This window comes from Conexibacter sp. W3-3-2, from assembly GCF_009707605.1.
In the GTDB taxonomy this organism is placed as follows: Bacteria; Actinomycetota; Thermoleophilia; order Solirubrobacterales; family Solirubrobacteraceae; genus Paraconexibacter; species Paraconexibacter algicola.
Genome location: NZ_WLYW01000001.1, coordinates 1,011,223 through 1,024,211, shown reverse-complemented (window position 1 = coordinate 1,024,211; position 12,989 = coordinate 1,011,223). Strand labels below are relative to the sequence as shown.

Sequence of the window (12,989 nt, the reverse complement as noted above, 5' to 3'; positions counted from 1 at the left end):
TCGCGGAGGCGGCCGCGAGGTTGAGGGCCAGGAGTCCGCGGAGGCGCGGGACACTCGCGGAGAGCCGGGCGCCGACCGTGATCCGACTCCAGGTGCGGTCGGACAGGGATTCCTACTGACGGGTGGGGAGGCGGACCCGTGCGACGAGGACGGCGGACAGCAGGAAGGCGACCCTGCTGACGGCGAACAGCGGTTCGAAGTCGATGAGTAGGAGCAGGCCGGCGGCGAGTGCGGGACTCAGGAGCTCGCCGAGGTTTTAGGCGACCCGGGACAGCGAAAGCGTTTCGGTATTCCGACCCCTCGGTCACCGTTCCGGGCGGCTGCGGAGGCTGATGTGAAGCTGTGCGTCAGGGTTTCGTCGCAAGAGACGAGCCGCTCCGACAACGCCGCCACCGCTAGCTCGCCGCCCCCGGGTGGGCGAGCCGACGTCGAGGTGGCTGTGGCGGGCCCACTGAGACGCCCCATCACAGCGGTCGTGTCTGCCGCGACCCGATGCGTCACCGGGGCGCCGACTGCGGTGTGGGAGCGTGTCCCGCTTCCGGTCGGCGCAGCGGGTGACATAGGGGGCCGCGTTAGTCGGGGACGAGGACCGCAGCGTTGAGCGCAGTCCGTCATGCCGGCCGGCTCCGAGCGGCTGGCCGACCTCCTCCGCCAGTGTTCAGCGGCCCAGCAGGTCCCGGGCGATGATGATCCGCCGCACCTCGTTGGTGCCGGCGCCGATCTGCAGGAGCTTGCCGGCGCGGTAGAGCCGGTTGACCTCCATCTCCCAGATGTACCCGGAGCCGCCGTGGATCTGCACGGCCCGGTCGACGCAGCGCATGAGGACCAGGCCGGCCTGCAGGACGACGGCGGCTGCGCGCTTGCTGACGTGCTGGCGGTTGGCGCCGTGTTCGAGGTCGTTGACCTCGGCGCCGACCTGGTAGCAGAAGGCCCGCAGCGACTCGGTCTCCGCGTAGATGTCGGCGACCATGCCCTGCACGAACTGGAAGGTGCCGATCGCCTTTCCGAACTGCTCGCGCGACTTCGCGTAGTCGACGCTCAGGTCGAGCGCGCGTTCGCACATCCCGATCATCATGAACGCCAGGCCGATGCGCTCGAGGTCCAGGCCGCTCATCACGACCCGCACGCCCTTGTCGACCTCGCCGACGACGTTCTCGACGGGCACGCGGCAGTCGTCCAGGACGATCTCGGCGGTCTGGCTTCCGCGGAAGCCCATCTTGATCATCTTCTGCGCGACCTCGAACCCGGGGGTGTCGGTCTCGACGACGAACGCGGTGATGCCGTGCGCGCCGTTCTCGGGGGCGGTCTTGGCGTAGACGAGGACGACGTCGGCGATCGGGCCGTTGGTGATGTAGAGCTTCGTGCCGTTCAGGACGTAGTGGTCGCCGTCGAGCCTGGCGGTCGTCCGCATGCTCCCGAGCGCGTCGGAGCCCGCACCCGGCTCGGTGAGCCCGAGCGCGCCGACGATCGTCCCGTTGCTCATGCCGGGGATGAAACGCTCGACGAGGTCCGGGGACCCGTTGGCGAGGATGTTGTTGAGGCAGAGGTTCTCGTGGGCGAGGACCGCAAGGCCGACAGCGGGGTTCCACTTGGACAGCGCTTGCGCGACCAGCGCGGACGAGAAGAAGTCCAGGCCGGCACCGCCGAGCTCGGTCGGCACCGTGCAGCCGAGGTAGCCGGCCGCGCCGAGCTCCGGGAACGCGTCGGCCGGCCACCACTCCTCGGTGTCCATGCGCTCCTGCACCGGCCAGAAGCGCTCCCTGGCGAAGCGCTCGACCTGCTCGAGGATGAGCTGGTGGTCGTGCCCGAGGGCGAACCAGGGCGAGGAGGTTCCGGTCGACTCGATCGTCATAGGCGGAGCCTACGAGGAGGCCGCGGGCAGACCGCGCCCTGCCGGGGGGACGAGGGCGCTGGTCGCTTCTGGAGCGCTCCACCGATGGTGTGGGCGAACACGGTCGGATTCCTCTCAGTCGGTGATGGGCGCGACGAGCGGTGCACGCCCCCGTCGCTCATCTTCGGCAGCGAGGCCGCTGTCCAGCGCGTGGGCTGCGAAGTCGGCGACGAGTCGGCGTGCGATCGGGACGATGCGCAGCAGCTTCCGGACGGGCCCGCTGTAGGCGACGTGGCCTGCGGCGATGGCCATCGCCAGGTGCATGTCCCCGGTCCAGAAACGCAGGACGTCCTGGGTGTCGATGAACAGCTCGACGTCGGCCTGCCCGACTGCGCCGTGGGCGATCTCGACAGGCGAGCGATCGAACAGCAGGGTGAGCGCCAGTTCCTGGGGGGCGTCACGCAGGTGCACGTGCGCGACGATGTCCGCGAAGCTCAGCCGGCTGCTGATCTCCGAGTGCAGCGTGGCCTTCGTCATCACGTCGACGAACGCGTCGTACACGGCCTGCGCCCGCTCGGCGCTCGGCGGCGTCGCGGCCCGCTCCACGCCGAGACCGGCCCGGTCGGCTCGCCGATCTGGCGTGCTCATCAGGCGCCCTGGCCGATCAGCTGACCGTGCGATGCTGCGGGCCGGTCGGTGCTGCCGGCGCGCACGAAGTCGGCGCAGCGTTCGCCGATCATGATCGTGGGTGCGTGCGTGTTGCCGCGGGTGATGGTCGGCATCGCCGAGGCGTCGGCGATGCGGAGGCCCTCGACGCCGTGGACGCGCAGCCGGGCGTCGCAGGCCCCGTCCTGGGGGGAGCCGATCCGGGCGGTGCAGGCCGGGTGGTAGGTGTGCTCGACCGTGGCGCGGACGTACTCGCCGACCGCCTCGGAGGTCCGGACCCACGGGCCCGGGTTGATCTCGATCCCGCACATGTCGCGGAGTGCGGGCTGGACGGCGACCTCGCGCGCGCGCTCGATCCCGGTGGTGATCGCCATCACCTCGGCGGGGTCGCTGAGCATCCGCAGTTGCACGCGGGCGTTGGCGGTCGGGTCGCTGGAGCGGATCATGACCGAGCCGCGGCTGGTCGGCGCGATGTAGGACAGGCCGATCGAGAACGCCGGCCGGGGGTGCTGGCGCTTGCCGTGCTCCCAGAAGAACAGCGGTGCAATGACGAACTCCATGTCCGGCGCCGGGAGCGACCGGTCGGTGCGGAAGAACGCGAGTGCCTCGCCGACGTTGCTGGCCAGCTTGCCCTTGCGGGTGGCGAGCCAGCGTGCGAGGTGCTTGGGGTGGGAGATGTCGGCGAGCCCGAGGTCGGTGCCGGCGAGCTCCCAGTTGACGAACTGGAACGGGTGCTCCATCAGGTTGCGACCGACCGCCGGCAGATCGATCGCGACGGGTACGCCGACGCTGCGCAGGTGGTCGGCAGGACCGATGCCCGAGCGCTGCAGGATCTCCGGTGTGCCGAACGCGCCGGCGCTCAGGACGATGTCGCCGGCGGCGCGGAAGATCTCGCGGTCCTTGCCGAAGGAGACCTCCACGCCGTCGGCTCGGCCGTCGCGCAGGAGCACGCGGTGCACGAGGGCTCCGGTGCGCACGGTGAGGTTGGGGCGCTTGCGCGCCGGCTGCAGGAAGGCGGTTGCGGTGTCATGCCGAACGCCGTTTCGCTGATTGACCTGCGTGAACGTCACGCCCTCCTGCTGCTCGCCGTTGATGTCGTCGCGCAGCTCGAACCCCGCCTCGACACAGGCGTCGACGACGCGGCGGGTGACCGGGTCCGGCGTCACCGTGCAGACGCTCATCGGGCCGTCGGTGCCGTGATAGGGCCCGGCGAGGTCGGCATTGCGCTCGGAACGGCGGAAGAACGGGAGCACCTCCTCGGCCGACCAGCCGTCGGCTCCCTGCTGGACCCACGAGTCGTAGTCGTAGGCGTTGCCGCGGACGTACATCATCGCGTTCATCGAGGAGCAGCCGCCCAGGAGCTTGCCGCGTGGCTCGTGCAGGCTGCGGCCGAACAGGTTCTCCTCGGGCTCGGTCCAGTACTCCCAGTCCAGCTTGGTGCCGAACTGGCTCGAGAACGCCGCAGGCGCCTTCACCGACAGCCGGCGGTTGTGGCCGCCGGCTTCGAGCAGGAGGACCTTGCGATCGGGATCCTCGCTCAGTCGCGCGGCGACGACGCAGCCTGCCGCGCCGCCGCCAATCACGATGTTGTCGTACGTCTCACCCATGGGAGCTCTCCTCGTGGTGCGGTGATAGCCGGGGGCTCAGGCGGCGGCGCGCCGCACCGGGAGCGTCGTCAGCTGGTTGATGAAGATCGCGGTCGCGTACCGCGGCGTCGCCGCGAACTCCAGGTCGGGGTAGCGCTTGAGCGTCTCCTCGAACAGGACCTTCAGCTCGAGCCGGGCGAGCGCGGTGCCCAGGCAGAAGTGGCGGCCTCCGGCGCCGAACGCCTGGTGCTCGGGATTGCGCTCGACGCGGAACGCCTCGGGCTCCTCGTAGACGGCCTCGTCGTACCCGGTCGCCGGGTACCAGAGCATGACCTTCTCGCCCTTCTTGATCGGGCAGCCGCCCAGCTCGGTGTCCTGCGTCGCGGTGCGGCGGAAGTGCGCGAACGCCGGGAACATCCGCAGGCACTCCTCGACCATGCTCGGGATCAGCGACGGGTCGGCGACGACCTTGGCGCGCTCGTCCGGATTCTCGATCAGGGCCTTGATCCCGCTGGAGAACGTCGCCTTCGTGGAGTCGTTGCCGGCGGTGACCAGCAGGATGAAGCCCATCACGATCTCCCAGTCCGTCAGCACCTCGCCGTCGACCTCGGCATGGACGAGGATGCTCATCAGGTCGTCGGTCGGGTTCGCACGGCGGTCGTCGATGAGGACCTGACAGCGCTGGACGATCTCCGGGATGACCTTCTCGATGACCGAGTCCGGGCCCTCCGGGTTGAGCTCCGCGTCGTCGCCGCCGACGAGCATGTTGACCAGGTGCGCCCACATGGCGTCGTCGGCCTCGTCGATCCCCATGAAGTCGCCGATCACGCGGGAGACCGCCGGCGCGGCGAGCTCCGTGACGACGTCGAACTCCTCTCGGCCCTCGAGCTCGTCGAGCTTCGCGACGACGATCCTGCGGATCTTGTCCTCGTGCTCGGCGATCCGCTTGGGCGTGAAGCCACGCTGGAAGAGCGACTTCAGGCGGCCGTGCTTGGGCGGGTCCATCCCGATGAACATCCCGTTCTGGACCTCGAGCTGCACCCAGGGCATCCCGACCATGCCGCCGAGCTCGGAGGAGTAGAGCTGCCAGTTGCGGCTCACCTCGTGGACGAGCTCCTGGTTGGTCACCGACCAGAACCCGGGCTCGTCGGGAAAGCTCGTCATGCCCGAACTCCAGTGCACGGGACACGTGCCGCGCAGCTGCTTGAACAGCTCCAGCGGCGCGCCCTCGCGCCAGTGCTCCGGATCGGCGACCCGGACGTTCTTCAGATCCGGCGATGACGTAGACATGCGGGGCGGCTCTCCTCGACTCGCGACTTCAGGACGACAGCAAGCCTAACAAAGTACTTTACACGATGTCAAGATTTGCGTCAAGACAAGTGAAAAGTCCGTGGTCGACGTCGTGTATCGTCCCGGCGATGAGCGTGCTCTCCAAGCGTCCAGCGAGCGGTCAGACCGCTGCGGTCAACCGGGACTCGATCCTCGAGGCGACCGTGCAGCTGCTGGGGCGAGGGGTCTCCTACGCCGAGGTCAGCGTCGCCGCGATCGCGGCGGAGGCCTCGATCTCGAGGCCGACCTTCTACGCGTACTTCGTGGACAAGCGCGACCTGATGCTCGCTCTGGGGGCCCGCTTCGAACGACGCACGCACGTCGCTGCCGATGCCTGGCTCGAGCTGCGGGACGACGATCTGCACTCGACGCTGCGCGGTGTGCTCGAGGCGTTCCGCGGTGACCACTCCACGCTCAGGGCGATCGTCGAGGCTTCCACCTACGACCCCGAGGTCGCCGTCTTCTGGCGGGAGTTCCACGCCCGGTTCATCGAGGCCGTGGTCGAGCGCGCCAGCGAACTCACTCCGGATCGTCCGGCCGGCGCCATTCGTGCGGACGCCTTCGCGCTGGTCTGGATGACACAGCGGTCGCTGGCCGAGCATCTCGACGCGCCGCAGGTCGAGGACGAGGACATCCTCGCCGCCCTGGTGCGTCTGTGGCGCTCCGTGCTGCCGGAGATCACCGCCGGCGCGTGACGATCGAGGTCAGCGGGCGATCCAGCGCTCCAGTTCCTCGATGAGCCGGCGCTCGGCCGCCACGACACCGGCGAGGACTTCCACCCCTGTCTCGTGGTCTCCGGACCGTGCGGCGGCCGCCAGTGACCGCCAGCCTTCGGCGAGCCCGTCCGCCGTGCGGGCCGTATCGGCCAGGGTGGGGTCTTCGAGCAGGATCGCGGAGTCCGACAGGAACTCGGCGTACAGGGAGCGGAACAGCGCGCCCCCGGTCCCGGCCTTGACGATGAAGATCGACAGCGCGGACAGGATGGCGGGAAGGTCCTCGCCGAAGGTCTGCGGCCACTGCGCGTAATCCTCGGCGAACCGGTCCACGCCCTCGAGTCCCGCCGGGGCCTCCATGCCGCCGAGCCGGGCCCCGCCCTCGCGCATGTTCCCGATGCTCCCGCGGATCGAGCGCGCGATCGCCGCGGCGGGATCGCCGAGCCGGTCCGGCCAGTCGTAGACGAAGGTGCGGTGGAGGTTGGGACCGGGGAAGCCACCGGAGGAGCGCGCGCGTGCGAGGGATCCCAGCGAGCACGGCTGCAGGCCGTCCCGGTCGTTGTCGGCCAGGAGCGCGACACCGGCCTCCTCGTCGACCTCCACGACGACGATCGCGTGTCGGGTGTTGGACATGCGTACCCGCAGGTACTCGAGCTCGGCGATGTCCGACCACACGATCGGCGGGCGGCCGCGCTCGAGCTCCTCGCGGACCCAGCGCAGCCCGGTCGCGGCGTCGTCGGTGTCTCTGATCGAGAGCGGGACGTCGAGGTTCAGGGCAAAGCTCTCCTCGAGCGCCTCGGTCCTGCCCACGATGTAGATCGGCGGCGTCACCTGCGGGACCGGCGCGTACATGAAGCCCAGACCACTCCCCAGTCCGAAGCACATCCCCTCCGACAGGGGGCCGCGGCCGTAGTCGAGCTCATGGAAGGCGAGAACGTCGCGCAGGCTTCCCGACGCACAGTGGCCGGCCCGGACATGCGTGAAGCGATTTGCGACCGAGCGCACTGCGCCGGTCATGCGGACGTCCGAGCTTGCGCGCGAGGTGAGACGGGCTGGTGTCCGGGGTGTCGCACGGAATCTCCTTGCTTCGAAACGGGCGTCAGGTCCGCCAGACATATAGCCTGACAGAGTGTAAGAGGGGATGTCGACGCACCGTCTGGCGCTCCTCGATCGTCGTGACTGGACATGCTCCTTGCGCTCGAGCGCAGCAACTGCCGATGAACAGCGGAAGAGTGGAGCGATCCTCAGCCGCCGGTGGCGGCGTCCCAAACGAAGGCGAGCTGGGCGACGAGCGCGTCTTCCCCGATCGACGGGCGAAGGACATGCTCGGTGATCGAGCTCTCCGTCATGTAGACGAGCGTGTAGGCGCGGGCGCGGATCGACTCGTCGTCGAGGTCCGGCGTGCCTGCGCGCACCCGCGCCTCGGCTCCGGGGCGAAAGCGCTGGTGGAACGCGCGCCAGAACTCTGCGACCTCCACGTCATAGGTGGATGCCTCGACGAGGGCGCCGAGAGTGGCGGCGTGTCGTTGGAAGACCTCCAGGACGCGTCGGAGGGTGTCGCGGACGTCACCGGCGGCGTTGTCAAGCCACGGCTCCGCGACGCCGGCGAGGTCTTCTTCGAACGCGACGCCGAGGTGCAGCACGAGCGCTCGCTTGTCGCGGAAGTACGAGTAGAACGTCGGACGCGAGAGGCCGGCGCGCCGGACGATCTGGTCGATCGTCAGGTCCGCATACGCGGCGCCCTCGGCGAGGGAGGCCAGGGTCGCCTCGATGAGGGCCTGCTCGGTCGCGCGCCGGGCATCGGAGCTTTCGGAGCGACGAGACAGGAGGGCCATGCGGCTACGGTACACCCCAGGAATAGACGAGTCGACTTGACATCGTGTAAATTATCGGCGTATGGTCATGCCGTGGACGGTCGACGGCGCCCCGCCGCACGACGGCCGTCTCCTCGTGACCTCCAGAAAGGGAAGACGATGGGAACCATCACGTTCGTTGAATACGACGGCACCGCGCACGATGTCGAGCTCGTCGACGGCGAGTCGCTCATGGAGCTTGCGACGGGTAACGGCATCCCCGGGATCGACGGCGACTGCGGTGGCGAGGCGTCGTGCGGGACGTGCCACATCATCGTCGACGACGAGTGGATTGCCAGGACGGGGACCCGGTCGGCCGAGGAGAGCGCGATGGTCGAGATGTCCCCGGAGTGCGCGCCGAACTCACGCCTCGCGTGTCAGATGGAGGCAAGCCAAGAACTCGACGGCCTCACGGTCCGTCTTCCCGAATTCCAGATGTAGACCGAAATCTCGACGACGACAGGCGGAAGCAGAGACCCATGACGACGACCGACAGCGTCCTCGACCGGGCCATGGCCAAGGTGACCAATAAGGTGCAGTCAACCGTGCCGGTCGATCGGCAGGTCCGGGCTGCACATCTCGTGAAGCTGGCCAAGCGCAGGGCCGGCTTCGACAAGCCACTCGTCTTCACCGAGCAGCCGATCCCGGACCCGGCCGACGTGCCGCTGACGGAGATCGACGTCAGCAACCCGTTCATGAACCGTCAGGGCAAGTGGTACCCGTACTTCGCGCGGCTGCGTGAGGAGGCCCCGGTCCACTACCTGGCCGACAGCCCGTTCGGTCCGTTCTGGTCGATCACGCGCTACGAGGACATCCAGGCCGTCGACTCCAACCCGAGGGTCTTCTCGGCCGAGCCGTACATCGTGCTCGGGCAGCCGCCGCTGGAGATCGAGATGTTCATCGCGATGGACCCGCCGAAGCACGACGTGCAGCGCAAGGCGGTTCAGGGCGTCGTCGCGCCGCGCAACCTCAAGGAGATGGAGGGGCTCATCCGTGAGCGCGTCCAGGAGGTGCTCGACAGTCTGCCGACCGACGCGCCGTTCGACTGGGTCGAGCGCGTCTCCAAGGAGATCACCGGCCGGATGCTCGCGACGCTCCTCGACTTCCCCTACGAGGAGCGCCACAAGCTCACCTACTGGTCGGACACCATCAGCGGGACCGCGGAGGGCACCGGCGGCACGACCCACCAGGACGAGATGTTCGCCGCCGCGGAGGAGCTGGCGCGCAGCTTCGTCGCGCTGTGGCACGACAAGGCGGCGCGCCGGGCCGCCGGCGAGCCCGACGGGTTCGACCTGATCACGCTGATGCAGACCTCGGAGGACACGAAGGACCTGATCAACAAGCCGATGGAGTTCCTCGGCAACCTGACGCTCCTGATCGTCGGCGGCAACGACACGACCCGCAACTCGATGTCCGGCGGCGTCTACGCGCTGAACCAGTTCCCCGACCAGTTCGAGAAGCTGAAGGCCGACCCGTCGGTGATCCCGAACATGGTCTCGGAGATCATCCGCTGGCAGACGCCGCTGGCCTACATGCGCCGCGTCGCCAAGGAGGACGTGCACTTCGGCGGGCAGTTCATCCGCAAGGGCGACCAGGTCGTCATGTGGTACGCCTCGGGCAACCGCGACGAGACGAAGTTCGAGGACGCGGACAAGCTCATCATCGACCGCAAGAACGCGCGCAACCACATGTCGTTCGGCTTCGGCGTGCACCGCTGCATGGGCAACCGGCTCGCCGAGATGCAGCTGCGGATCCTGTGGGAGGAGCTCCTCGTGCGCTTCGACCGGATCGACGTGATCGGCGAGCCCGAGTACGTGCAGTCGAACTTCGTCAAGGGCTACGACCGGATGATGGTCCAGCTCACGCCCAAGTCGGCCGGCTAAACCCGGGCGAACGGCGGCAGGCGGGGAGCAACGATGGAGACGAACCGGATGCGGGTGGTCATCGTCGGAGCCAGCCACGCGGGCGCGCAGCTGTGCGCGAGCCTGCGCCAGAACGGCTGGACCGACGAGATCCTGCTGATCGGTGACGAGCCGTCGCTGCCCTATCAGCGCCCGCCGCTTTCCAAGACGTTCCTCGCCGGGACGACGACGCTCGAGGACCTGCTCATCCGCAAGCCGGGGTTCTACGAGAAGGAGCAGGTGGTCTTCCGCCAGGCCCGCGTCACCGGGATCAGCCGTGAGGCCCAGACCGTGAGCCTGGATGACGGAGAGGCGGTGGGCTACGACAGGCTCGTGCTCTGCGTGGGGGCCCGACCGCGTCTGCTGCGCATCCCCGGGATGGACCTCGCGGGCGTCCACTACCTGCGGGACGCCGCCGACATCGAGGCCATCAAGGGCAGCCTCGCGACCGCCGGCCGAGCGGTGATCGTCGGCGCCGGGTACATCGGTCTGGAGGCGGCAGCCTCACTGCGGAAGCTGGGCGTCGAGGTGACCGTCCTGGAGGCGGCCGACCGCGTCCTGGGGCGCGTCACGGCTCCCGAGGTCTCCGCGTTCTACGACCGCGTCCATCGGGAGGAGGGCGTCGACCTCCGCCTCGGGGTCGGTGTCGCCGCGCTGGAGGGCGAGAGCCGCGTCAGCGGGGTCCGGCTCGCCGACGGGGATCTCATCGCCGCCGAGCTCGTCATCGTCGGCGTCGGCGTCCTGCCCAACGTCGAACTGGCCCAGGACGCCGGGCTGGCGGTCGACGACGGCATCGTCGTTGACGCGCACGGACGCACCGAGGACCCGAACATCTTCGCTGCCGGTGACTGCGCCAGTTACCCCGACGCGCGGTACGACCGCCGCGTGCGCCTGGAGAGCGTCGCAAGCGCGGTCGAGCACGCCAAGAGCGTCGCCGCGACGATCTGCGGCAAGGATAAGGCGATCTCCGCCCTCCCGTGGTTCTGGTCGGACCAGTACGACATCAAACTCCAGATCGCCGGACTCAGCACCGGCTACGACGACATCGTGCTGCGCGGCGACCCGACGACCGGCCGCGACTTCGCCTGTTTCTACTTCGCGGGCGAGACCCTGATCGCCGCAGACTGCGTCAACCGAGCGCAGGAGTTCATGTTCAGCAAGCGCGCCATCACCGAGGGCCTCTCGCCGGACCGCTCCGCGTTGGCCGATCTCCAGACGCCGCTGGCCGCGCTGCTCAACGCACCGGGGAGCGGCGTCGCGACCTCCCTCAGGGTAGGCGCCTCGCCCCCGCGTCGGTCCGAAATCCGAGGATATCCGCGAGTCCGGCGGGCGACGCCGCGACGATCAGTCGCAGGACGTCGCGCGTCGCGATGGCACCGACCATTCTCCTCTGCCCGCCGGCACAGGGCTGGTGCCTCGGCGGGGGCGTGCGCGTACACACTGGGATACCTCCTCATCTTCCTGGGCTCAGCCGGAGCCGTTCTCCGGCCAGACAAACCCCCGCGAGGAGCGTCCGGCCACCAGCTTCGGCGGTCAACCCTCCGGGCCGACCGCCTCATAGGGTCTAGCGAGCGGGATCCTAGGCTCCGCTCGACGGTCTCGACAACCGTACGGAAGCAGCGGGCAGCCCTCGGGGGCGTGCTCTGGGGTCTTATTCTGTGTGCTGCACGGAGCAATCCGTGCTCAGTTCGGGACTCTTGAATGCCCGTTCCATCATCTCCCGTTCCTGCAATCTCGGCGCGTAGTCTGCATAGATCAAGGTCGTCTTGTAGTCCCGATGTCCCATCCACTCCTGCAGCGTCCGGAGGGGAACCCCGGCAGCTGCTGCCTGGGTTCCGAACGTGTGCCGGAGGTCGTGGAAACGGATTCGCGCACGCCCGCGCGCGCGAGCGTTTGCTTGAACCGCTTGCGGAGCTTGGAGGCGTCGAGCACCGACCCGAGCTGGGGATGACCGAACACGAGGTCGTCGTCCTCGCGGTACCGCGACTGCTGGTAGAGCCGGTCGAGGGCGCCTTCGGTGCGGTCGATCATCGGCACGGCTCGACTGGAACGTCGGGACTTCGGCGTGCCCCAGGTGCCTCGCGTGTAATTACGGCGCACGCGGATGACGCCGGCGGTCCAGTCCACGTCCCGCCACCGCAACGCGACGAGCTCGCCCTGGCGCAGGCCGCACGTCGCGGCGACGAGGTACAGCGGGTAGTCGACCTGGGTGAACTCGTCGTCGTCGACGGCGCGCAGGAGTGCTTCGAGTTCCTCGTGGATCAGGAAGCGGATGTCCGGGTCGGTGACGTCTTCGCGTGGCCGGTCGACCGCGACGACCGGGTTGGCGCTCGCCCATCCCTTCTTCATGGCGTGGCGGAAGACGCCGTGGAGGAAGGTGAGCTGGTTGCCGACGGTCTTGCTCGCGAGCCCGTCGAGCTGTTTGGCGACGAGGTAGTCGGCGACGAGCTGCGTGTCGATCTTCTCCAAGGACCTGCCCTTGAAGAACGGGACGAGGTGCTTGCGCAGCATGATCTCGTAGTCCTGGATCGTGGTCGGCTTGCGCTTCATCACCTGCTCCAGGTGGACGAGGTAGCGCTCGCCGGCGACCTGGAGATCGATGCGCTCCGAGACGGGGGTGAGGCGCGTGTAGGCCTCGATGAGCTTCTGTAGGGCGCGCTCGGCCTCGGCTTTGGTCATGCCGGTCGACTCGCCGGCGCGTCGCTTCAGGCCGAGCTTCCGACGGATCTGTCGCCCGCCGGCCCGGAAGCGGCCGTAGTAGACCTCGCGGCCCTGCTTGTTCAGCCTCGTCTCGAGGGTGCCGACGCCGTACGCGCGTCGCTGCTTCTTCGTCGTACTCATCGCCGTGGCCCCCGCTCGTGCGAGGCGATCCACTCTTCGAGCGTGCCGCGGCGGAAGCGGCGATACCGGCCGACCCGGACGTGGGGGAGACGACCAGCGCGGGCCTCGGCGTAGACCCAGCTTGTGGGGACGTGGAGGAGCTTGGCGGCCTCTGCTGCGTCGAGCAGAGCGTCGTCAGGCGATGGAAGATGATGCTGGCTGTTGGTAGATGTCATACCTACCAAGTCGCGCGAGACGCCAACTACCTCCCCCCGAGTTTCCGATCGGCG

The 12,989-nt window shown here is 68.7% G+C and carries 11 protein-coding genes and 1 pseudogene; 4 read left to right on the top strand and 8 right to left on the bottom strand.

What is annotated here, in order from left to right:
* Positions 1-658: 658 nt before the first annotated feature.
* The 4 genes from GKE82_RS05115 to GKE82_RS05100 form a co-directional block, all read right to left on the bottom strand.
* Positions 659-1,852 carry an acyl-CoA dehydrogenase family protein gene (locus tag GKE82_RS05115; RefSeq protein ID WP_154732545.1) on the bottom strand — a complete coding sequence of 398 codons (1,194 nt, stop codon included), beginning with the start codon at positions 1,850-1,852 and terminating at the stop codon, positions 659-661.
* Positions 1,853-1,966: 114 nt separating this feature from the next.
* The gene (locus GKE82_RS05110) at positions 1,967-2,479 is read right to left on the bottom strand and encodes an SCP2 sterol-binding domain-containing protein (RefSeq protein ID WP_154732544.1); all 513 of its coding nucleotides are present in this window, start codon (positions 2,477-2,479) and stop codon (positions 1,967-1,969) included.
* Complete coding sequence (locus GKE82_RS05105; protein ID WP_154732543.1) at positions 2,479-4,104, bottom strand: GMC family oxidoreductase; 1,626 nt, start codon at positions 4,102-4,104, stop codon at positions 2,479-2,481. Before GKE82_RS05105 ends, GKE82_RS05110 begins: the two co-directional genes overlap by 1 nt.
* A gap of 36 nt (positions 4,105-4,140) precedes the next feature.
* Positions 4,141-5,373, bottom strand: a complete 1,233-nt coding sequence (locus tag GKE82_RS05100; RefSeq protein WP_154732542.1) for a cytochrome P450 — start codon at positions 5,371-5,373, stop codon at positions 4,141-4,143.
* Between the two features lie 65 nt (positions 5,374-5,438).
* On the opposite strand from GKE82_RS05100, the gene GKE82_RS05095 reads away from it, so the two are divergent.
* Positions 5,439-6,107: a TetR/AcrR family transcriptional regulator gene (locus GKE82_RS05095; protein WP_154732541.1), complete on the top strand. Its 669-nt coding sequence runs from the start codon at positions 5,439-5,441 to the stop codon at positions 6,105-6,107.
* A gap of 9 nt (positions 6,108-6,116) precedes the next feature.
* Here GKE82_RS05095 and GKE82_RS05090 read toward each other — a convergent pair whose 3' ends face one another.
* On the bottom strand, positions 6,117-7,142 hold the full coding sequence (locus GKE82_RS05090; protein WP_196189060.1) for a BtrH N-terminal domain-containing protein: 1,026 nt from the start codon (positions 7,140-7,142) through the stop codon (positions 6,117-6,119).
* A gap of 227 nt (positions 7,143-7,369) precedes the next feature.
* Positions 7,370-7,960: a TetR/AcrR family transcriptional regulator gene (locus GKE82_RS05085; RefSeq protein ID WP_154732539.1), complete on the bottom strand. Its 591-nt coding sequence runs from the start codon at positions 7,958-7,960 to the stop codon at positions 7,370-7,372.
* Positions 7,961-8,098: 138 nt separating this feature from the next.
* Between GKE82_RS05085 and GKE82_RS05080 the strand changes: the two genes are divergently transcribed.
* Genes GKE82_RS05080 through GKE82_RS05070 form a run of 3 tightly spaced genes read left to right on the top strand, consistent with a single transcriptional unit; the run spans position 8,099 to position 11,580 of the window.
* Entirely contained in the window at positions 8,099-8,419 is a 321-nt protein-coding gene (locus GKE82_RS05080; protein WP_154732538.1) for a 2Fe-2S iron-sulfur cluster-binding protein, read from the top strand.
* Between the two features lie 38 nt (positions 8,420-8,457).
* Positions 8,458-9,861 carry a cytochrome P450 gene (locus GKE82_RS05075; protein WP_230316092.1) on the top strand — a complete coding sequence of 468 codons (1,404 nt, stop codon included), beginning with the start codon at positions 8,458-8,460 and terminating at the stop codon, positions 9,859-9,861.
* A gap of 33 nt (positions 9,862-9,894) precedes the next feature.
* Positions 9,895-11,580 carry an NAD(P)/FAD-dependent oxidoreductase gene (locus GKE82_RS05070; RefSeq protein WP_230316091.1) on the top strand — a complete coding sequence of 562 codons (1,686 nt, stop codon included), beginning with the start codon at positions 9,895-9,897 and terminating at the stop codon, positions 11,578-11,580.
* Here GKE82_RS05070 and GKE82_RS05065 read toward each other — a convergent pair.
* Both GKE82_RS05065 and GKE82_RS31220 read right to left on the bottom strand, forming a co-directional pair.
* A pseudogene (locus tag GKE82_RS05065) lies at positions 11,531-12,558 on the bottom strand (tyrosine-type recombinase/integrase). The gene GKE82_RS05070 and the pseudogene GKE82_RS05065 sit on opposite strands and share 50 nt — an antisense overlap.
* 158 nt (positions 12,559-12,716) lie before the next feature.
* Positions 12,717-12,935, bottom strand: coding sequence for a helix-turn-helix domain-containing protein (locus GKE82_RS31220; RefSeq protein WP_196189059.1), 219 nt, complete (start codon positions 12,933-12,935; stop codon positions 12,717-12,719).
* Positions 12,936-12,989: the final 54 nt, after the last annotated feature.